Source organism: Umezawaea sp. (assembly GCF_036375055.1).
Taxonomy (GTDB): domain Bacteria; phylum Actinomycetota; class Actinomycetes; order Mycobacteriales; family Pseudonocardiaceae; genus Umezawaea.
Genome location: NZ_DASUSQ010000096.1, coordinates 1 through 19,267, shown reverse-complemented (window position 1 = coordinate 19,267; position 19,267 = coordinate 1). Strand labels below are relative to the sequence as shown.

Sequence of the window (19,267 nt, the reverse complement as noted above, 5' to 3'; positions counted from 1 at the left end):
TGGAAGATCACCTACGATTGTCCTGTCGAACGCCTACTGCAACCGGACGTGGTCCCCGCGCGTCCGGCCCACTCTCTAGCGTGAGCGCTAGAGAGTGGGATATCGCCGGATGTCCGGCATGAGCGCAGGTGGGAGGCCTAGTCCTCGCGACCCAGGAGGAAGCGGCCGAAGTGCGGGACGGTGAACGCGATCTGGCCGCGCTCCGCCGAGTACACGAGGCCCTTCTTGATGAGGCTGTCCCGCGCGGGCGAGAGCGACGACGGCTTGCGGGCCAGGTGCTCGGCCACCTGCGCGGTGTTGACGCCCGCGTCCTTGCCGTCGGTCATCTCGGCCATCGCGCGCAGGTACTCGCGCTCGGCCGGGGTCGCCCGCTCGTAGCGGGAGCCGAAGAAGCCGACGGCCAGTTCGGCGTCGGCCTCGGGAGCGGCCACCGAGACGTCGAGCGCGGTGATCGGGTCGTCCGGCGCGGCGTCCCAGGCCGCCTTGCCGTAGGCCTGGATGAAGTACGGGTAACCGCCGGAGGCGTCGAAGAGGGCGTCCAGGGCCTCGACGTGGATGCCCGCGTCCTCGCGTTCGACCGGGGCGAGGACGGCGCGGTCGGCGTCCTCGCGGCTCAGCCGGTCGATGCGGACGTAGCGGAACAGGCGCTCGGAGTAGGACTTGCCCGCCGACAGCACGGCGGGCAGGTGCGGCAGGCCGGCGCCGACCACGACCAGCGGCGCACCGGACTGGGACAGCTCGTGGCACGCGGCGCACAGCGCGGAGATGTCGTCGGGGCGCAGGTCCTGCATCTCGTCGATGAGCAGCGCGACGCCCGTGCCGACGTCCTGCGCCAGTTCGGCGACGTCGGTGAACAGCTCGACCAGGTCGATCTCGATGTCGCCCGAATCGGCCCTGCCGGACGCGGCGGGCACGTCGATGCCGGGCTGCCAGCGGTCGCGGAGCTTCGCGTCGGCCGGGTTCGAGCGCAGCGCGAACGCCTTGAGCACGCCCAGCGCGGCCTCGACGCGGTCCGGGGCGCGGTGCCGGACGGCCAGGTCGCGGATCGCGCGGTGCAGCGCCGCCGCCAGCGGGCGGCGGAGTCCGGCGTCCGGCCTGGCCTCGATCTTGCCCGCGCCCCAGCCGCGCCGCAGCGCCATCGAGCGCAGCTCGCCGAGCAGCACCGTCTTGCCCACGCCGCGCAGGCCGGTGAGGACGAGACTGCGTTCCGGACGGCCGCGGGCGACCCGTTCCAGCACGACCTCGAAGGCGCCGACCTCCTTGTCGCGCCCCGCGAGTTCGGGCGGACGTTGGCCTGCGCCGGGGGCGAACGGGTTGCGCACCGGGTCCACGCCAGCACGCTATCGCCGTCTCTAGGGTCCAGCCGATAGTCGCGCAGACTTCTCCGGGGTGTTTCGTCGTCTACCGCTCTCTAGCGTCTGCGCTAGACGGACCAATCCTTGCGCATGATCCGGTGGCGGGGTTGGCTGGACGACGTGGCCGAGGTGTTGACGAAGGGGACGGGCACGGTCGAGCGCATCGCCGACCGCGCACAGGTGGACGTGAGCTTCGAGGCGTCCGGAGAGCTGCGCAACGACGCCGTCGAGGCTCTGACCAGCCGCGTCGCCGCGGTTGAGCCGCTGCTGGACCGGCAGGGGATCGAGGTGCGGTCGCGGCAGCTGTCCGTGCACGACAACTGGGACGGCACCACGAAGGCGGGCAGCCGGGCGAGTCAGCGGTACGTGCTGCGGGTGACGGACCTGGACGAGCTGGACGGGCTCCTGGCCGCGCTGGTGCTCGCCGAACCGGCCTGGCTCAACGGCCCCTCGTGGGACCTGACCGACACGAAGGACGCCGTGTTCGACGCCCAGCAGGACGCCGTCGCCGACGCGCGGCTGCGCGCCCAGGGCTACGCCGAGGCGCTCGGCCGCAGGCTCGGTCCGCTGGTGCGGCTGTCCGACAGCGAGGGTGAGCAGTGGCAGGCGGACACGATGGCGGCCAGGTCGTTCGCGGGGTACGGCGGCAGTCCCGGCGTCCCGGTGCAGATCGACCAGCTCGGCCTCGAACCGCAGCAGATCACGATCACCGTCCGCTGCACCGCCACCTGGTCGCTCCTCGACTAGCCGTTCCAACGCCCCGGCCACCCGGTCGAGCTGGTCGGTGATCAACGGGGTGTCCTCGCCGCGCAGCGCCCGTTCGCGCTGGTCGTCGTCCTCGCCGTAGAGGAGACCGGTCGCCACGTGCAGCCGCCTGCTCAGCCGCACCCCTTCGCGCAGCTCAGCGGGCTCGTCGAACGCCAGAACGGCCGCCCGCTGCACGGGTTGCGCCGCGGTGGACTCCGCCTCGCCGCCGACCGGGACGACCGCGTCGCGCAACACCCGGTCGGTCGTCAGCACCACTCCGTCGGCCGCGACCGCGTGGGCGCCCGCGCTGCGCGCCGAGGGCGAGGCGCTGTCCCGCTGAGTGGTCCACAGGTCCATCCACACCTGTGGACAACTCGAACACCTGTTCGACCGCGTCGACGTCATTCACCGATCGCGGACCTGACGCCCCTCTCGGGCGAGTTGAAGTGGCTTTCGCTCTTGTCCAGCGGCACGTTGCGAACCGACTCGGGATCAGCTCGGTGGAAACTGGCCACCGCCGCCCACGAGCTCAGGGACAGCGCGATGACGCAGTAGACGCTGAGGATCACCTCGATGGGCACCTTCGCCAACGACATGGCGATGGAACTGCCGGAGACGACGCAGACGAGAACGACGAAGGAGGCCAGCGCCCGGACGCTGAAGCCCGCCAGGATCGGGTTGCGCGGCTTCACCTCGACCTGGTCCACGGCGACGGGTTCGGGCGAGTCCCCCTCCCGCGGAGCGGGAGGGGCGTCGAGGATCTTCCTGGCGTCGTTGCCGAAGTTGTCGACCAGGGGCTTGCCACGGTCCTCCGGCCGGGTCCCACCGTCCGCGGGACCGCTGGCACCCAGCGCTTCGCCCTCCTCGTGCGACCGGGTGATGCGCTCGATGTGCACGAGCGAGTTGAGCCACATCCGGGTTTCGTCGGGGGTGACGCGGCACGCCTTCAGGAAGAGCTTCAGGTGGTGTTCGGGTGGGAGCGAATCACTGGTGAGCATCGCCTGCGCGGTGCTGCGCGACATTCCCCGCCCGGCCCGGTTGCCTATTTGCGTGTACGACAGTCCCAGGGTCTTGCGCAGCGCGTTGAGAAGGTCGAGGAATTCCTTGGGGGTTGCGGCGTCCAGCACTCCCCGGACGTGGACCGTGTAGCCGTAGTCCGGGCTGCTTGCCGTGTTATCGCTGGTCATCGCCTACAGCCCGATGACAGGTGGAGCAGCTTTGCGATCCATGCTGAACAGGTCCTCCTCGATCGGGGAGGAACGGACGTGGATCCTCCTTGGCCTCTTCACGATGATGCAGGTGCGCAGGAACGTCATGGTGGCGAACCACAGGTTGACCGCGAGCATGGACATCACGGGCATGCCGGACAACGTCATGGCGATTGCGCTCGAAGGGAGCAGGACGAGCGGGAGGAGCAACCAGCCCACCTGTCCGTGCACCCTGTCCGGCGGGCGCTTCCGAGGTCGCCGGGACCGCGTCTCCACCAAGGTCGGCCAGCCCGCGGGTGACGGCTTCTTGACGGGTGCGGACACACCGTCCTCAACGGGTGCCGGACGCCTGCGGGGGTTCACCACGACAGCGGGCTGCAAGATGCCCCGCTCCGGCGGCGGCGCGCTGATCCGCGCGAACGCGGCGAGCCACAGATCGCGTTCCTGGTCCGACACGTCGAGCATGCGCAACAGCGACCGCACCTGGTGGATGTCCATGGGCTGCCGCCCGGTCATGACCGCGTACACGCCGCTGCGCGAGATCCCGAAGAAGTGCCGCGCTCGCCGACCCAGCCTGTCGTACGACAGGCCCTTCTCCTGCCTGAGGTTGTTGAGCGTCGACCGGAAACCGGCGACGTCCGCGACGACGGACAACCCCGATACCGCACGCGAGTAGGGGATCCACGACGAGTACACGCTCGCGGGCGGCTCCGCCTCCTCCGGAGGAGGCAGAGCCCTCGCCTTGGCGCGCGCGGACGCGGACGGTTCGTCCATGGCCCTCGCCCCCGCCCGGTCAGCGGGTGACGGTGACCAGCGGCCAGTTCCGCGGAGGTCGTGAGACCCCGTACCCCATCCGCACGCCCACCAGTCCCACGCCCGAGACGAGGGCCAAGGCGGTCGGGACGTCGTACCCCCACCGCAGCAGGACCAGCACGACCACGAAGACGAGGACGAGGACACCCGTGCGCACCAGCACGGCGGGCATCGGCGTGCACGGCGATGAACCCCGGCCCACCGGTAACGACGACTCGATCAGCATCATCCACTCCCGTTCTCGAACACCTGTCGGCCCGGACACCCGATCCACGGCCCCGTGGGGGTTGCCCCGAGACCCGATCGGTTGGCGCCGACCGGACTCGTGATGGGAACCGCCGGGGGACGTGGATCCCCATGGACCAATGATGATCCGCAGGGGTCGATCTGCCCACCGCGACACCGTCCGGAGCGTCCGATGGACGGCTCGGACGAAGAAAAATGACCCCTTTGGCCGCAGGTCAGAGGACGTCCTCGCGTCCAGAACGAACTTCTTCCCGTCCAGGGGCGCCGACACCGACTGGCGGCCCGCTCGGAGGTCGGCCTACCGTTGGCGGTGGAGCCGCGCCGGACTTGTCCGGGATGACTCCACCTCGACGCCGTTCGTCCCTTGGCCCGGACACCAGCTTCGAGACGGCGGGTTGCCGTTGGCGCGGAAACCCGCCCCAAACTTCCAGCGGTGGGCACCGGTCCCGGAGTCGCCCTAGCGCTCCAGGATCGCGGTGACCCCCTGGCCGCCCGCCGCGCAGATCGAGATCAGGCCGCGGCCCGAGCCCTTCTCGGCCAGCAGCTTCGCCAGGGTGGCGACGATGCGGGCGCCGGTCGCGGCGAACGGGTGGCCCGCGGCGAGCGAGGAGCCGTTGACGTTGAGCTTGGCGCGGTCGACGGCGCCGAGCGGGGCGTCGAGGCCGAGCGCGGTCTTGCTGAAGTCCGGGTCCTCCCAGGCCTTGAGGGTGGCGAGGACCTGGGAGGCGAAGGCCTCGTGGATCTCGTAGAAGTCGAAGTCCTGCAACGCGAGGCCCGCGCGGGCGAGCATGCGCGGCACGGCGTGGACGGGTGCCATGAGCAGGCCTTCGGCGCCGTGCACGTAGTCGACGGCGGCGGTCTCGGTGAACGTGAGGTAGGCCAGCACGGACAGGTTGCGGGCGGCGGCCCACTCCTCGCTCGCCAGCAGGACGGCCGAGGCGCCGTCGGTCAGCGGCGTCGAGTTGCCCGCGGTCATGGTCGCGGTCTCGCCGCGGCCGAACACCGGCTTGAGCTTCGCCAGCTTCTCGACGCTGGAGTCGGGGCGCAGGTTCTGGTCGCGGGTGACGCCGAGGAACGGCGTGACGAGGTCGTCGAAGAAGCCGCGGTCGTAGGCGGCGGCCAGGTTGTGGTGGCTGGCGGCGGCCAGGGCGTCCTGGTCCTCGCGGGCGACGTCCCACAGCTTCGCGGTGATCGCGGCGTGCTCGCCCATGGACAGGCCGGTGCGCGGCTCGCCGTTGCGGGGCACGTCCGGGACCAGGTGGCCGGGGCGGAGCTTGGCCAGGAGCTTCAGCCTGCCCGCGGTGCCGCGGGTGCGGTTGAACTCCAGCAGCACCGCGCGCAGGCCTTCGTTGACGCCGATCGGCGCGTCGCTGGTGGTGTCGACTCCCCCGGCGATGCCGGAGTCGATCTGCCCCAGCGCGATCTTGTTCGCGACGGCGATCACGGCCTGGAGGCCGGTGCCGCACGCCTGCTGGAGGTCGTAGGCGGGGGTGTCGGCGGCGAGCCTGCTGCCGAGGACGGACTCGCGCACGAGGTTGAAGTCGCGGCTGTGCTTGAGGACGGCGCCCGCCACGACCTCGCCGACCCGTTCGCCCTGGAGGCCGAAGCGGCTGACCAGGCCGTCCAGGGTGGCGGTCAGCATGGCCTGGTTGGACGCCGTGGCGTAGGGCCCGTTCGACCGCGCGAAGGGGATCCGGTTGCCACCGAGGATCGCGACGCGCTTGATGTCAGCCATGCTGGCCATTCTACCTACCCGCCAGTAGTCTTACCAGCGAGTAGGGAGTGTGAGATGGATCGGTACCAGCGGTTCGCCAAGTCCGGAGTCGGACGCCTCGTCGTCGGCAAGCTCGGTCTGCCCAACCCCCACCCGCTGCGCAGGTTCTCGCCGGGACAGCCGCTGCTCACCGGGCCGCTGCTGCTCGGCGGCACCGGACGGCTGGTCGAGCCCGTCGCCGCGATCCTGAAGTCGGTCGACGTCCACCGCACGGCCGCGGCCGACCAGGCGTACGCCGCGCTGGTGTTCGACGCGACCGGCATCGACGACACGGCCCGCCTGCGCGAGGTCCACGAGTTCTTCCACCCGGTGATCCGCTCGCTCGGCCCGTCCGGTCGCGTCGTCGTGCTGGCGGGCGGGACGGGGGTCGCGCAGCGCGCGCTGGAGGGCTTCACGCGGTCCGTCGGCAAGGAGCTCAAGCGCGGCGGCACGGTCCAGCTCGTCCGCGTGGCCGAGGGCGCGGAGGACGCCGTCGAGTCGACCCTGCGGTTCCTCCTGTCCGCCAAGTCCGCGTACGTGTCCGGTCAGGTCGTCCGCATCGGACGCGCGGCCGTCGAGGAACCCGCGGACCGGGACCGTCCGCTGGCGGGCAAGGTCGCGCTCGTGACCGGCGCGTCACGGGGCATCGGCGCGTCGATCGCCGAGGTGCTCGGCCGCGACGGGGCGCACGTCGTGTGCCTGGACGTGCCCGCGCAGGGCGGTGACCTGTCCGAGGTGGCCAACCGCGTCGGCGGGTCGTCGTTCCAGCTGGACATCACCGCGCCCGACGCGCCCACCCGGCTGGCCGACCACCTCACCCAGCGCCACGGCGGCGTCGACGTCGTCGTGCACAACGCGGGCGTGCTGCGGGACAAGACGTTGGGGCGCATGGACTCCGCCCGGTGGGACGCCGTGATCGCGGTCAACCTGACGAGCCAGGAGCGGATCAACGAGGTGCTGCTGCGGACGAACGCGCTGCGCGGCAACGGGAGGATCATCGGCGTCTCGTCGATCGCCGGTATCGCGGGCAACGCGGGGCAGACGAACTACGCCACGTCCAAGGCGGGCGTGATCGGTGTCGTGGAAGCGCTGGCGGACGAGCTGGCCGGGCGAGGGAGCACCGTCAACGCCGTCGCGCCGGGGTTCATCGAGACCAGGATGACGGCGGGCGTGCCGCTGGTGACGCGCGAGGTCGGCAGGCGGTTGAACAGCCTGTCGCAGGGCGGGCTGCCGGTGGACGTGGCGGAGACCGTCGCCTGGCTCGCGCACCCGGCGTCGACCGGCGTCAACGGCAACGTGGTCCGGGTGTGCGGGCAGATGCTGCTGGGGGCGTGATGGCGAACCTCGCGCTGCTCTACGCGAAGGCGGGGCTGACGGGTTTCCTGCACGGCGGCGGCGAGCTGCCGTCGTCCACGCGGTCCGCCGAGGTCGTGGTCGACCCGGCGCACCTGGCCGCCTACAACGAGGTGTGCGGCTTCCGGGTCGGTGGCACCGTGCCGATCACCTACCCGCACGTGCTCGGGTTCGGGCTCCAGCTGGAGCTGATGACCGAGCGCGCGTTCCCGTTCGCGCTGCCCGGTCTGGTGCACGTCGGCAACCGCATCACCCGGTCCCGCCCGGTGACCGCCGCCGAACCGCTGTCGCTGCACGTCCACACCGAGAACCTGCGGCCGCACGAGCGCGGGCAGCAGTTCGACGTCGTCACGACGGCGGCCGTCGCGGGCGAGACCGTGTGGACGGACACCTCGACGTACCTCAAGCGCGGCACCGGATCCGGGTCGGGGACCGCCTCCGAGCCCCCGCCACCCACGGCGGTGTGGCGGGTGCCCGGCGACATCGGCAGGCGCTACGCGAAGGTGTCCGGCGACCGCAACCCGATCCACCTGCACCCGTTGGCCGCCAGGGCTTTCGGCTTCCCGCGCGCCATCGCGCACGGGATGTGGACCAAGGCGAGGTGCCTGGCGGCGTTCGAGGGGCGACTACCGGACGCCTGCGCGGTCGACGTCCGGTTCAGGGCGCCGGTGCTGCTGCCCGCGACGGTGGACTTCTCCTCGACGCCGGACGGCACGCGCTTCGCGCTGCACGACCCCAGGACCGGGAAACCGCACCTCACGGGGACGGTTCAGCCCGCCTGAGCGTGCGGAACCACGTCCGCGTAGCCGCCCGCGTCGATCACGGCGAGCAGGCCGGGCCGCACCGGCTTCCACCCGAGCGCCTCGCGGGTGAGGGCGCTGGAGACGACGGAGTCGGCGCCGAAGAACCCGGCGAGCCACCCGAAGTGCTCCCCGGCCCGGTCAGCGGGCACCGACCGGGCCGGGAGGCCGACGGACCCGCCGATGGCCTCGGCGATCTCGCGCGTCGGGATGCCCTCCTCGTCGACGGCGTGCACCACGGAGCCCGCGGGGGCCGACTCGACCGCGAGCCGGACGAGCACCGCCGCGTCGAGCCGGTGCACGGCGGGCCAGCGGTTCGCGCCGTCCTCGACGTAGCCCGCGAAACCGGAGCGGCGCGCGAGGTCGACGAGCGTCGCCACGAAGCCGTGGTCGCCGGGGCCGTGGACCGTGGGGGCGAACCGCACGACACCCGACCGCACGCCCCGGTCGGCCAGCGCCAGCGCCAGCTCCGCGTTGACGAGCCGCGGGTGCCGGGAGGGGTCGGGGCGATCGGCCTCGGTCGCGGGCCGGTCACCGCCGAGCCCGACCACGCCCGCGGCGATGAAGAGCGGGCCACCTGTCCCGGCCAGCACGTCGCCGAACGCCTCGACCGCGCGCCGGTCGAGCTGCGCGGCCAGTTCCATCTGCGAGAAGTTGTGGTGGTAGCCGAGGTGGACGACGCCGTCGGCCTTCTCGGCACCCGCCCGCAACGACTCGACGTGGTCGAGCGAACCGCGGTGGACCTCGGCGCCGAGCGCGGTGACCGCGTCCGCCGAGCGGTCGGAACGGGCGAGGCCGACGACCTCGTGGCCGGCGGTGAGCAGCTCGGTCACGACCGCGGAGCCGATCCACCCGGACGCACCGGTGACGAAGACGCGCATGGGAATCTCCAGAGAGCGAAGTGATGTCACATTGCGACATCACGCTAGCACGGCGATGTCACACTGTGCCATCGCTACACTCCCGCCCATGGGACGATGGCAGCCGGGCGCGCGCGGACGGCTGGGACAGGCGGCGATGGAGCTGTACGTCGAACGCGGCTACGACCAGACGACCGTCGCCGAGATCGCCCAGCGCGCGGGACTCACCTCGCGCACCTTCTTCCGGCACTTCGCCGACAAGCGCGAGGTCCTGTTCGCCGGAACCGACGCCGTCCAGGACCGGCTGGTCACGGCGCTCGACGCCGTGCCCGCGGACACCGCGCCGCTCGGCGTCGTGAGGGCCGCGCTCGTCGCGGTGGCCGAGGCGGTCGGCGACGACCACGACCACTCGCGGCGGCGGCAGCAGGTCATCAGCACGAACGCCGAGCTGCGCGAGCGCGAACTGGTCAAGCTCGCCGCGTGGTCACGCGCGCTGGCCGACGGCCTGCGCCGGCGCGGCGCGGACGAGCACGCGGCGAGCATCGCGGCCGAGGTGGGGGTCGCGGTCTTCCGGGTGGCGTTCGAGCGGTGGGCGACCGGACCGGGGGACCGGCACCTCACCGACGTCGTGCGCGACTCGTTCGAGCAGTTGCCGACCGCCTAGCTAGCGGCGTGACGGCGCGTGCCACACGTTGCCCTGGACGAGGTCGCCGAAGCCCATCCAGACGAGGTTCATCAGGCGGGACGCCACCACGCCCGCGGGCTCGTCCGGGTGGTCCAGCCACCAGTCCGCGAGGGACTCCCCGGCACCGACCAGTGCCGCGGCGAGGCTTTCCGCCTCCCGTTCCGACGTGCTGGGCACCTCCCCGCTCCGGGAGCTGTGGACGAGCAGCGCGGCGACCAGGCTGACCGCCCGGCCGCGCATCTCGGCCAGTTCGGCGGCGAACGGGCCGCCCTGGGAGCTGGCCTGGCGGTGGAGGACCTGCCAGCTCGCCCGGTTCTCACCGACGAAGCCGAAGAACGCGCGGAGCCCGCTCCACAGCTGCACGTCCGGCGGCTGGTCCGGTTCGACGCCGGTGGCGATCGCCTCGATCATCATCGTCGCCTCGCGCCGGATGCAGGTCGCGAACAGCTCCTCCTTCGAGCCGAGGTAGGCGTAGAGCATGGGCTTGGAGATGCCCGCCACCTCGGAGATCTCGTCCATGGAGGCGGCGTGGAACCCGAGGCGCGAGAAGACGTCCACGGCGGCGTCCATGATCTGGCGTTCACGCACCGCGCGCGGCAATCGTTTGGCTCTACCGGTACGGACCGGTTGGTCTGCGTGCATCGCACCCCCTGAAGGCTGGAACAAGATTACTCGGCAGACTTGCGGGCGTACCTACTCGCCAGTAGATTTACTGGCCAGTAGGTACAGGAGGCGTCCATGACCATCGACCTCACCACCGAGGCGGTCGCGAAGCTCAGCCCGGCTGAGCTGATCGGCACACTCAAGCAGATCGACCCCGCGGACCCGGCGTTGAACGACGTCGACATCGACGTGATCGCCAGGGGCATCGACCCGAAGAAGCTGGGCAAGGACGAGTTCGCCGACCTCCTGGGGGCTCTCGGCGACCTCGCCGACGGCGGCGCGAACCTCGACCTGGCCGCGATGGACCCGCAGAACTTCGCGCGCATCATCTCGCGCGCCTCCAAGGACCAGATCGAAGCCGTCACGGCCAGGGCGGGTCTGCGCGAACGCGTGCTCGACGAGGTGTTCCGGCGCATGGAGGCGCACTTCCGCGGCGACCGCGCGGGCGCCACCAGGGCCGTCGTGCACTTCCACCTCACCGGCGGCTTCGACGGGAGCGGCGTCGACACGTACGAGGCCGTGATCGAGGACGCGGCGTGCACGATCAACAAGGGCGAGACCCGCGAGGGCCGCGCGGCCGTGACGCTGAGCCCGGTCGAGTTCCTCAAGCTCGCCACCGGCAACGCGTCCGCGCCGGTGCTGTTCATGACCGGCAAGCTGAAGGTCAAGGGGGACCTGGGCTTCGCCGCCGGGTTCATGAGCCTGTTCAACATTCCGAAGGCCTGAGGGGGAAAGAGTTCGATGGGTGGCTTCTCGCTGGAGCTGAACGAGGACCAGACCGACCTGCGCGACTGGGTGCACGGGTTCGCCAAGGACGTCATCCGCCCCGCCGCGTCCGAGTGGGACGAACGCGAGGAGACACCGTGGCCCGTCATCCAGGAGGCCGCCAAGATCGGCCTCTACGGGTTCGAGGCGCTGGCCACGTGGTTCGCCGACCCGATCGGCCTGTCGCTGCCCATCGCCACCGAGGAGCTGTTCTGGGGTGACGCGGGCATCGCCCTGTCCCTCATGGGCACCGGCCTCGCCGCGGCCGGGATCTTCGCGTCCGGCACACCCGAACAGCTGGCCGAGTGGGTGCCGGAGTGCTTCGGCACCGAGGACGACCCGAAGCTGGCCGCGTTCTGCGCGTCCGAACCGCAGGCCGGGTCGGACGTGGCGGGCTACCGCACGCGCGCCCGCTACGACGAGGCCACCGACGAGTGGGTGATCAACGGCCAGAAGGCGTGGGCCACCAACGGCGGCATCGCCAACGTGCACGTCGTGACCGCCGTCGTCGACGCGACCCTCGGGTCACGCGGGCAGGCCGGGTTCGTCATCCCACCGGGGACACCGGGCGTGTCCAGTCCGGGGAAGATCCGCAAGCACGGCATGCGGGCGTCGCACACGGCCGACGTGTTCCTCGACGACGTCCGCGTGCCGGGGCGGTGCCTGCTGGGCGGCAAGGAGAAGCTGGACGCGCGGCTCGCCAGGGCGCGTGAGGGCCAGAAGTCCGGCGGCCAGGCCGCGATGGCGACCTTCGAGACGACCCGTCCGACCGTGGGCGCGATGGCGATCGGGGTCGCACGTGCGGCCTACGAGTACTCGCTGGAGTACGCGAAGGAGCGCGAGGCGTTCGGCCGCAAGATCATCGAGAACCAGTCGATCGCGTTCGACCTGGCCAACATGCGGATGGAGATCGACGCCGCGCGGATGCTCGTGTGGCGGGCGGCGTGGATGGGGCGGAACAACGTGCCGTTCACCGCGGGCGAGGGGTCGATGTCGAAGCTGAAGGCCGGGGAGGTGTCGGTGTGGGCCACGGAACGCGCCATCCACATCCTCGGCGGCGCGGGCTACACGCGCGACCACCCGGTGGAGCGGATGCACCGGGACGCGAAGATCTTCACCATCTTCGAGGGGACGTCGGAGATTCAGCGGTTGGTCGTGGCCAGGGCGATCTCCGGGATGTACATCAGGTGAGTTGATCACCTTAGGCCGTCCTGAGGCCGTCCGAGTGGGTGGGGTTTTCCTCGGCCTGGGGACCCCACCCACTTTCCTCAGGTGCGTCGACGGCCGAAACCTGCCGACCTGCGCCCCCACCCGCAGAACGCAGGTCCTCGGCGGAGTTGACTAACTTCCAGGTCTGAGCTTCTTGTCGCATCGGTAACAGGTCTTGTCCTGCCCACTGGCGTTCGAGTACCCACAGTGCGGACACGTGACCCGGCCTTGGGATTGGTGATCAGGGGTGTAGGGGTTGCGGGAGTTGCGGCCGGGATTCTGCTTACGACAACCACCGCAGATCGCAGCGTCGTCGTCGTAGTTGGTGTGACGACACTTGGAGCACGTCCAGGTCATTTTTCCTCCAACCGTCGGGACTGGTGAACGCTAGATCGCACTGAACTTGCGCAGCGCAACAGGCGCCTTGCAATTTCACTCACTCGGCGCACCGGCAGCGTGGGGACCAACTGTCTTCCGAGCGTGCCGCAACACCGAAAGACGGTGAAGCGACAACGTCAGACACAGAACTGAAAGTGCAGTTCCGCAGAAGTCGACCCGCCATAACCGGTTGCGCCTCCCGAGGCTTGAAGACCCCGTCAGCCGCGCGAAGCTCGTGCTCAGGTACTCGGCAAGCTCCTCATAGACACCCCCGCGGGAGCATCTGGCGAGCAACCCTTGAGCCAGCTCTCAGCACGCACCTTGAAGTTGATCTTTCCGGTGCTGGGGTCGGCGCATTTCGCTTCGCACTTGTTCGACTCCATCTCGATCAGGAATTCGTCCGCGCGTTCATCCTGACGATCAGGAGCCTTCTCGCCTGGAACCACTGGAGAAAAGAGGAATCACAGCAGGTCCGCTGGCACGACGCCCGAGCCGTGGCTTTCCGGTTCTAGAACAAGTTCACCAGTTCGTTGACGTGGTGGGTCGGGGTGGCGAGGAAGACGTCCTCCGAGACCGGGCCGCAGGCCACGTTCAGGGTGTCCAGGGCGTAGATCCAGGCGTCCGTGGTGAGGCCCGAGTAGCGGTAGTTGATCTGCCAGCGGACCACCTCGCCCGGCTTGACCCAGACCGCCGGTGGGCGTCTTGCCCTGAAGGGGCGGCCGATGGGGGAGACCTGGAGGTTCACCCGGATCCGGTCGTTCTCCTCGTGGAGGGTGACCTGGTTCTCGTCCGGGCGGCCGTGGTGCACGGTCGACCTCGGCGCGAAGTCGTGCCACTCCTGCTGGGTGACCTCGTGGGTCAGCAGCGGAGCCAGTTCTGGTAGCTCGAAGGCGACCGGCAGGGTCGCGGCGGGTCCGCCGGTCGCGTCCTCTGTCCACACGGTTCGCACCCACTGCGCCACGATGTCCACGCCTACATGCTCTCAAACGCCGGGGACGGGAGACGACGCGGTTTGGCGGACGCGATCGCGAACGGCGTTGCCGGTGCGCCGGATGACATCCTGCGCAGGGCGAACACCACTCCTCGGGATGGCGGGCAGACCGAACGGTCCGTCTCAACAGGAGTGGCCGAAAAGGACATAACGGCCAATCAGCGCTGGGGCAGCGGGAGGATGCGGCCGACCAGCTCCAGTTCGGCCGGGGGCACGGCGAGGTGCAGGACTTCCGGGCCCCGGCGGTAGTGCAGGACCACCAGGTTCGGGTCGATGGTCCAGCCGTTGCCGCCGTCGACACCGCCCAGGCGCTCCACGACGCCGTCGCGCCTGCTGAAGTCGAGCACCCCGTCCTCGCCCGGCACCCACCACACCAGGCGGTAGCGCCCCGCCTTGAGCCTGCCCTCGCGCCACACGCCGTCGGCCAGGACGGCCGCGGCGATGACGGGTTCGCCGCCCGCCTCGAACTCGGCCAGCCTGCTCGCGACGGTGCCGCTCCGGCCGGGTTCCCCGCGGCGGAAGAGGCCCGCGACCCACCGCCTCCACGCCGACATGGCTCACCCCCGGATGCAACAACGCCGTGATCGGGTTCCTGGTTCCCCTACCCTGTTCGGCGTGATCGGCAACCTGCAGTGCGTCGTGCTGGACTGCCCCGCCCCCAGTGCGCTGGCGGAGTTCTACCGGGCGCTCCTCGGTGGTGAGGTCGACCGGCCCGACCGGCGGTGGTCGCTGGACGAGCGGTGGTCGACCCTGCACACCGGCACGGGTCTGGTGCTGTGCTTCCAGGGCGTGGACGACTTCCGGGCGCCCGCGTGGTCCGATCCGGAACGGCCGCAGCAGTTCCACCTCGACGTCGGGGTCGCGGACCTCGACGCGGCGCAGGCCGGGGCGGTCGCGTTGGGCGCGACGCTGGTGGACGCGGGTGAGGACGGCCGGATCTGGCGGATCATGGCCGATCCGGCCGGTCACCCCTTCTGCCTGGTCCGGGAGCTGGTCAGCCGCTGAGCGGTTCCCCCGCGGCCCGCAGCCAGGCGCGTTCCGCCGTGGTGTCCGGCACCGCGGGCCACCCGTTGACGACCGCGATGAGCCGCCAGTAGTGCTCGGCGCGCGGGTCGGCGAACGACTCGTGCTCCCGCAGCTTCGCGACCAGCTCCTCGTCGTTCGGGATGCCGAGCGCCTCGGCCCACGTGGCGTTGACGTCCTCGACGATCTCCTTGGCCCGCGCGGACTCCGGGGCCACACCCGCGTCGAGCGCGGCTCGCGCCCGCTCGACCGAGTGGTTGAACGCCCGAAGCTGCTCGGGACCCGGTGCGCCCATGTCCTCGCCCGTGGCCCTGCGTTCGGCGTGCCTCTGGGACATCCGGCGGATGCTCGCCCGGAAGTCCTCGTCCTGCACCAGTTCCGCCAGTTCGACCCACGCCTCCAGCTGCTCGGTGCTGGGGTCGTCCGGCAGTTCGACGCGCACCGAGCGCATCATCGCGTCGAAGCCCGGCTCCAGGTCGTAGCCCCCGAACACGTCCTCGAAGAAGTCGTCCAGGATGCGCTGCCGCTCTTCGTCGGACAGCCGTGCCAGTTCGTTCACGAGTTCCATCTCCCCTCCCTTGGCGATGGCGCGCAGGACCGAGCGGCGCAGCCGCAGGGTCTTGATCTGCACGTCGATCGCGTCCGCGTGGATCCGCGCCACCTCGGTGATCCCCACCTCGTCCTCCAGCACGCGCTGCGCGGTCGGCAGGTCGACGCCGAGGTCGCGCAGGGTGCGGAGGAGCTTCAGCCGGTTCAGCCCGCCCACGTCGTAGGAGCGGTAGCCGCCCGCCGTCCTCCTGGCGACGGGGATGAGCCCGGCGTCGGAGTAGAAGCGGATGGTCCGCGTGGACAGGCCGGTCAGCCTGGCGAGTTCACCGATCGAGTAGTGCGCCACGGGATCCATCGTGAACTTTCCAGTCACTGGAGGGTCAACCGCGAATGACGGCGGACACGCGGAACGCCGGGAGCCGTGGTGCTCGCTCCCGGCGTTCCGGTGGGGTCGCTAGTAGGTCATCGCCATGGCCGGGTCGGCCAGGAGCGCTCCCACGTCGGCGAGGAACTGCGAGCCCTGCTGGCCGTCGACCACGCGGTGGTCGAAGCTCAGCGCGAGCTGGCAGACCTTGCGGGGGACGACCTGGCCGTCGACGACCCACGGCATGTCGCGGATGGCGCCGAGGGCGAGGATGGCCGACTCACCGGGGTTGATGATGGGTGTGCCGGTGTCGACGCCGAAGACGCCGACGTTGGTGATGGTGAACGTGCCGCCCATCATGTCCGCCGGTGACGTCTTGCCGTCGCGGGCGGTGGTGGCCAGCTGGTCGAGCGCCACCGCCAGCTCGCGCAGGGACATCCGGTCCGCGTCGCGGACCTTCGGCACGACGAGGCCGCGCGGGGTGGCCGCGGCGATGCCGAGGTGGACGTAGTCCTTGTAGACGATCTCGCCCGCCGCCGCGTCCCAGGTCGCGTTGACGTCCGGGGTCCGCCTGGCCGCGAGGACCACGGCCTTGGCGGCGAACGTCAGCGGCGTGACCTTCACGTCGCGGAACGCGGGCGAGGTCTTGAGACGGGCCCGGAGTTCCATCATCGGCGTGACGTCGATGGTGAGGAACTCGGTCACGTGCGGCGCGGTGAACGCGCTGTCCACCATCGCCTGCGCGGTCGCCTTGCGGACGCCCTTGATCTGCACCCGGCGTTCACGCGTGCCGTTGTCCACCGTGGGCACGGGTTCGGCGACCGGTGCGGCCACGGCCTGCTCGACGTCTTCGCGGGTGATGACGCCGTTCGCGCCGGAGCCGGTCACCGCGTGCAGGTCGACGCCGAGGTCCTTGGCCAGCTTGCGGACCGGGGGCTTCGCCAGCGGCACGTAACCGCCGGGCTGGGCCACCGGAGCCGGAGGAGCGGCCACCGGAGCCGGGGGTGCCACGGGGGCCGGGGGTGCGGTCACCGCGACCGGAGCGGGCTCGGAACCCTTGCGAGCACGGCGCTTCGCCGCTCCCGCGCGGGGCCCGTAGCCGACCAGGGTCGCGATGCGGCCACCCGGCATCTCCTCGCCGATCTTGCCTGAGGAGGTGCCGTTGGTGGCGGGTTCCGCGGCCACCGGAGCGGGCGCGGCGGCGCCCGAGGGGTCGACGTCGATCGTGATGATCGGGACGCCGACGTTCACCGTCTGGCCTACCTCGGCCAGCAGCTCGGTGACGACGCCGTCCCACGGGCACGGCAGCTCGACCGCGGCCTTGGCCGTCTCGATCTCGACGATGATCTGGTTGACCTCGACCGTGTCGCCGACCTTGACGTTCCAGGTCAGGATCTCGGCCTCGGTCAGTCCCTCCGCCGTGTCGGGCATGGGGAACTGCTTGAACTGCGGCATGACGAGTGTCCCCCTACCAGGCCAGTGAGCGGTCGACGGCGTGCAGCACCCGGTCGAGGTCGGGGAGGAACTCCTCCTCCAGCTTCGACGGCGGGTACGGGGTGTCGAACCCGGTCACGCGCAGCACCGGCGCCTGGAGGGAGTAGAAGCACTCCTGCTGGACCTTCGCCGCGATCTCGCTGGTGATGGAGCTCTCGCTGGGCGCCTCGCTGACGACGACCAGGCGGCCGGTGCGGCGCACCGAGTCGTACACCGGGCCCAGGTCGAGCGGGGACAGCGTGCGGAGGTCGATGACCTCCAGCTCGGTGCCGTCCTCGGCGGCGGCCGCGGCCGCGTCGAGGCAGACCCGGACCATCGGGCCGTAGCCGACCAGCGTGGCCGCGGTGCCGGTGCGCAGGACGCGCGACTCGAACAGCGGACCGGGCGCCTTGGTGGTGTCGACCGGCGCCTTCTCGTAGTAGCGGCGCTTCGGTTCGAAGAACAGCACCGGGTCGTCGCAGTCGATGGCCTGCTGGATCATCCAGTAGGCGTCGGTCGGGTTCGAGCACGACACGACCTTGAGGCCCGCGGTGTGCGCGAAGTACGACTCGGGCGACTCGGAGTGGTGCTCCACGGCGCCGATGCCGCCGCCGAAGGGCACGCGGATGACCATGGGCAGCTTGTTGCGGCCCTGGGTGCGGTAGTGCAGCTTCGCGACCTGGCTGACGATCTGGTCGAAGCCGGGGAAGATGAAGCCGTCGAACTGGATCTCGCACACCGGCCGGTAGCCGCGGATCGCGAGACCCACGGCGGTGCCGATGATGCCGGACTCCGCGAGCGGCGTGTCGAGCACGCGCTGCTCGCCGAAGTCCTTCTGGAGGCCGTCGGTGATGCGGAAGACGCCGCCGAGCTTGCCGATGTCCTCGCCCATCATGAGGACCTTCGGGTTCGCCTCCATCGCGGCGCGCAGCCCCATGTTCAGGGCCTTGGAGATCGTCAACGTCTGCACGGCGGAGTCACCGGACTCGGAACCCGCGCGGTTCATGGTCGGAGCGGCCATCAGTGCTCGCCTCCCGCGAAACCCTCGACGTAGGCGAGGAACTCGTCGCGCTGGGCCTCCAGCACGGGGTTCCCCTCCGCGTACACGTTGGCGAAGATCCGCTCGGGTGGCGGGTCGGGCATGTTGACGCAGAACTCGCGCAGCTCGACCGCCAGCGCCTCGGACTCCCGCTCGATCGACTCGAAGAAGGCGCTGTCCGCCCACTGCTGCTTGACCAGGTGCACCTTGACCCGCTCGATGGGGTCCTTGAGCTTCCACAGCTCCAGCTCGTCGGAGAGCCGGTAGCGGGACGGGTCGTCGGACGTGGTGTGCGCGTCCATCCGGTAGGTGAAGGCCTCGATCAGGATCGGGCCGTTGCCCTGCCTGCACTCCTCCAGCGCCCAGCGGGTGACCGCGAGGGTGGCGAGGACGTCGTTGCCGTCGACCCGGATGCCGGGGAAGCCGTAGCCGCGGGCCCGCTGGTAGAGCGGGAGGCGCGACTGGCGCTCGGTCGGCTCGGAGATGGCCCACTGGTTGTTCTGGCAGAAGAACACGAGCGGCGCGTCGTAGACGGCGGCCCACACGAAGCCCTCGTGCACGTCGCCCTGGCTGGTCGCGCCGTCGCCGAAGAAGCAGATGGTCGCCTCGCCGTCGGCGTCGCCCACCTTGCCGTCGAACTTCTGGCCCATCGCGTAGCCGGCGGCGTTGAGCACCTGGTTGCCGATGACGATCGTGTACGGGTGGAACCGGGTCTCGACCGGGTCCCACGTGCCGTTGTCGGTGCCGCGGAAGATGCCGAGCAGGTCCGTCGGCTTGACGCCGCGCGTCCACGCGATGCCGTGCTCGCGGTAGCTGGGGAACGCCATGTCCTCCGGGCGCATGGCCCGGCCGGCGCCGATCTGCGCGGCCTCCTGGCCCAGCAGCGGCACCCAGATGCCGAGCTGGCCCTGCCGCTGCAGGGCGTTGGCCTCCCGGTCGAAGCGGCGGACGAGCACCATGTCGCGGTGCAGCGCGCGCAACGCGTCTGCGTCG

Annotated in this window: 21 protein-coding genes; 8 read left to right on the top strand and 13 right to left on the bottom strand. The window is 70.8% G+C overall.

The features are described 5' to 3' along the window. Window positions 1–137: 137 nt before the first annotated feature. Complete coding sequence (locus VFZ92_RS26250; RefSeq protein WP_330878703.1) at window positions 138–1,331, bottom strand: ATP-binding protein; 1,194 nt, start codon at window positions 1,329–1,331, stop codon at window positions 138–140. A 114-nt stretch (window positions 1,332–1,445) separates the two neighbouring features. Here VFZ92_RS26250 and VFZ92_RS26245 point away from each other — a divergent pair, with 114 nt between their 5' ends. Together VFZ92_RS26245 and VFZ92_RS26240 are read left to right on the top strand one after the other, a co-directional pair. Beyond that, entirely contained in the window at window positions 1,446–2,102 is a 657-nt protein-coding gene (locus VFZ92_RS26245; protein WP_330878704.1) for an SIMPL domain-containing protein, read from the top strand. A 208-nt stretch (window positions 2,103–2,310) separates the two neighbouring features. Next, complete coding sequence (locus VFZ92_RS26240; protein WP_330878702.1) at window positions 2,311–2,442, top strand: hypothetical protein; 132 nt, start codon at window positions 2,311–2,313, stop codon at window positions 2,440–2,442. Between the two features lie 61 nt (window positions 2,443–2,503). Here VFZ92_RS26240 and VFZ92_RS26235 read toward each other — a convergent pair whose 3' ends face one another. From VFZ92_RS26235 to VFZ92_RS26220, 4 genes are all read right to left on the bottom strand, one after another. Next, the gene (locus VFZ92_RS26235; protein ID WP_330878701.1) at window positions 2,504–3,289 is read right to left on the bottom strand and encodes a helix-turn-helix transcriptional regulator; all 786 of its coding nucleotides are present in this window, start codon (window positions 3,287–3,289) and stop codon (window positions 2,504–2,506) included. A 3-nt stretch (window positions 3,290–3,292) separates the two neighbouring features. Beyond that, window positions 3,293–4,084, bottom strand: a complete 792-nt coding sequence (locus VFZ92_RS26230; protein WP_330878700.1) for a helix-turn-helix transcriptional regulator — start codon at window positions 4,082–4,084, stop codon at window positions 3,293–3,295. Window positions 4,085–4,103: 19 nt separating this feature from the next. Then, the gene (locus tag VFZ92_RS26225; RefSeq protein ID WP_330878699.1) at window positions 4,104–4,349 is read right to left on the bottom strand and encodes a hypothetical protein; all 246 of its coding nucleotides are present in this window, start codon (window positions 4,347–4,349) and stop codon (window positions 4,104–4,106) included. Window positions 4,350–4,826: 477 nt separating this feature from the next. After that, entirely contained in the window at window positions 4,827–6,104 is a 1,278-nt protein-coding gene (locus VFZ92_RS26220) for an acetyl-CoA C-acetyltransferase (RefSeq protein WP_414720020.1), read from the bottom strand. 54 nt (window positions 6,105–6,158) lie between these two features. Here VFZ92_RS26220 and VFZ92_RS26215 point away from each other — a divergent pair, with 54 nt between their 5' ends. Together VFZ92_RS26215 and VFZ92_RS26210 are read left to right on the top strand one after the other, a co-directional pair. Then, window positions 6,159–7,457: a 3-oxoacyl-ACP reductase gene (locus VFZ92_RS26215; RefSeq protein WP_330878697.1), complete on the top strand. Its 1,299-nt coding sequence runs from the start codon at window positions 6,159–6,161 to the stop codon at window positions 7,455–7,457. Further along, the gene (locus VFZ92_RS26210) at window positions 7,457–8,257 is read left to right on the top strand and encodes a MaoC family dehydratase (RefSeq protein ID WP_330878696.1); all 801 of its coding nucleotides are present in this window, start codon (window positions 7,457–7,459) and stop codon (window positions 8,255–8,257) included. The genes VFZ92_RS26215 and VFZ92_RS26210 overlap by 1 nt, the downstream gene beginning before the upstream one ends. Here the strand turns inward: VFZ92_RS26210 and VFZ92_RS26205 are convergent. Continuing rightward, window positions 8,245–9,156, bottom strand: a complete 912-nt coding sequence (locus VFZ92_RS26205; RefSeq protein WP_330878695.1) for an SDR family oxidoreductase — start codon at window positions 9,154–9,156, stop codon at window positions 8,245–8,247. The two genes, VFZ92_RS26210 and VFZ92_RS26205, sit on opposite strands and share 13 nt — an antisense overlap. A gap of 88 nt (window positions 9,157–9,244) precedes the next feature. Between VFZ92_RS26205 and VFZ92_RS26200 the strand changes: the two genes are divergently transcribed. Continuing rightward, entirely contained in the window at window positions 9,245–9,799 is a 555-nt protein-coding gene (locus VFZ92_RS26200) for a TetR/AcrR family transcriptional regulator (RefSeq protein ID WP_330878694.1), read from the top strand. Here the strand turns inward: VFZ92_RS26200 and VFZ92_RS26195 are convergent, their stop codons facing one another. Beyond that, entirely contained in the window at window positions 9,800–10,462 is a 663-nt protein-coding gene (locus tag VFZ92_RS26195) for a TetR/AcrR family transcriptional regulator (protein ID WP_330878693.1), read from the bottom strand. Window positions 10,463–10,558: 96 nt separating this feature from the next. On the opposite strand from VFZ92_RS26195, the gene VFZ92_RS26190 reads away from it, so the two are divergent. Beyond that, on the top strand, window positions 10,559–11,209 hold the full coding sequence (locus VFZ92_RS26190; RefSeq protein ID WP_330878692.1) for an SCP2 sterol-binding domain-containing protein: 651 nt from the start codon (window positions 10,559–10,561) through the stop codon (window positions 11,207–11,209). A 15-nt stretch (window positions 11,210–11,224) separates the two neighbouring features. Next, on the top strand, window positions 11,225–12,439 hold the full coding sequence (locus tag VFZ92_RS26185; RefSeq protein WP_330878691.1) for an acyl-CoA dehydrogenase family protein: 1,215 nt from the start codon (window positions 11,225–11,227) through the stop codon (window positions 12,437–12,439). Between the two features lie 904 nt (window positions 12,440–13,343). On the opposite strand, the gene VFZ92_RS26180 is transcribed toward VFZ92_RS26185, so the two are convergent. Next, entirely contained in the window at window positions 13,344–13,805 is a 462-nt protein-coding gene (locus tag VFZ92_RS26180) for a hypothetical protein (RefSeq protein ID WP_330878690.1), read from the bottom strand. Between the two features lie 179 nt (window positions 13,806–13,984). Continuing rightward, the gene (locus tag VFZ92_RS26175; protein WP_330878689.1) at window positions 13,985–14,380 is read right to left on the bottom strand and encodes a hypothetical protein; all 396 of its coding nucleotides are present in this window, start codon (window positions 14,378–14,380) and stop codon (window positions 13,985–13,987) included. Window positions 14,381–14,441: 61 nt separating this feature from the next. On the opposite strand from VFZ92_RS26175, the gene VFZ92_RS26170 reads away from it, so the two are divergent. Continuing rightward, entirely contained in the window at window positions 14,442–14,831 is a 390-nt protein-coding gene (locus VFZ92_RS26170; RefSeq protein ID WP_330878688.1) for a VOC family protein, read from the top strand. Here the strand turns inward: VFZ92_RS26170 and VFZ92_RS26165 are convergent. The 4 genes from VFZ92_RS26165 to pdhA all read right to left on the bottom strand — a co-directional run. Next, window positions 14,821–15,753, bottom strand: a complete 933-nt coding sequence (locus VFZ92_RS26165) for a MerR family transcriptional regulator (protein WP_330878687.1) — start codon at window positions 15,751–15,753, stop codon at window positions 14,821–14,823. The genes VFZ92_RS26170 and VFZ92_RS26165 overlap by 11 nt on opposite strands. 99 nt (window positions 15,754–15,852) lie before the next feature. After that, entirely contained in the window at window positions 15,853–17,217 is a 1,365-nt protein-coding gene (locus VFZ92_RS26160) for a dihydrolipoamide acetyltransferase family protein (RefSeq protein WP_330878686.1), read from the bottom strand. A 13-nt stretch (window positions 17,218–17,230) separates the two neighbouring features. Then, window positions 17,231–18,256, bottom strand: a complete 1,026-nt coding sequence (locus VFZ92_RS26155) for an alpha-ketoacid dehydrogenase subunit beta (RefSeq protein ID WP_330878685.1) — start codon at window positions 18,254–18,256, stop codon at window positions 17,231–17,233. Further along, on the bottom strand, window positions 18,256–19,267 hold a 1,012-nt coding region (gene pdhA / locus VFZ92_RS26150), incomplete at its 5' end, for a pyruvate dehydrogenase (acetyl-transferring) E1 component subunit alpha (protein WP_330878684.1). The genes pdhA and VFZ92_RS26155, both read right to left, overlap by 1 nt.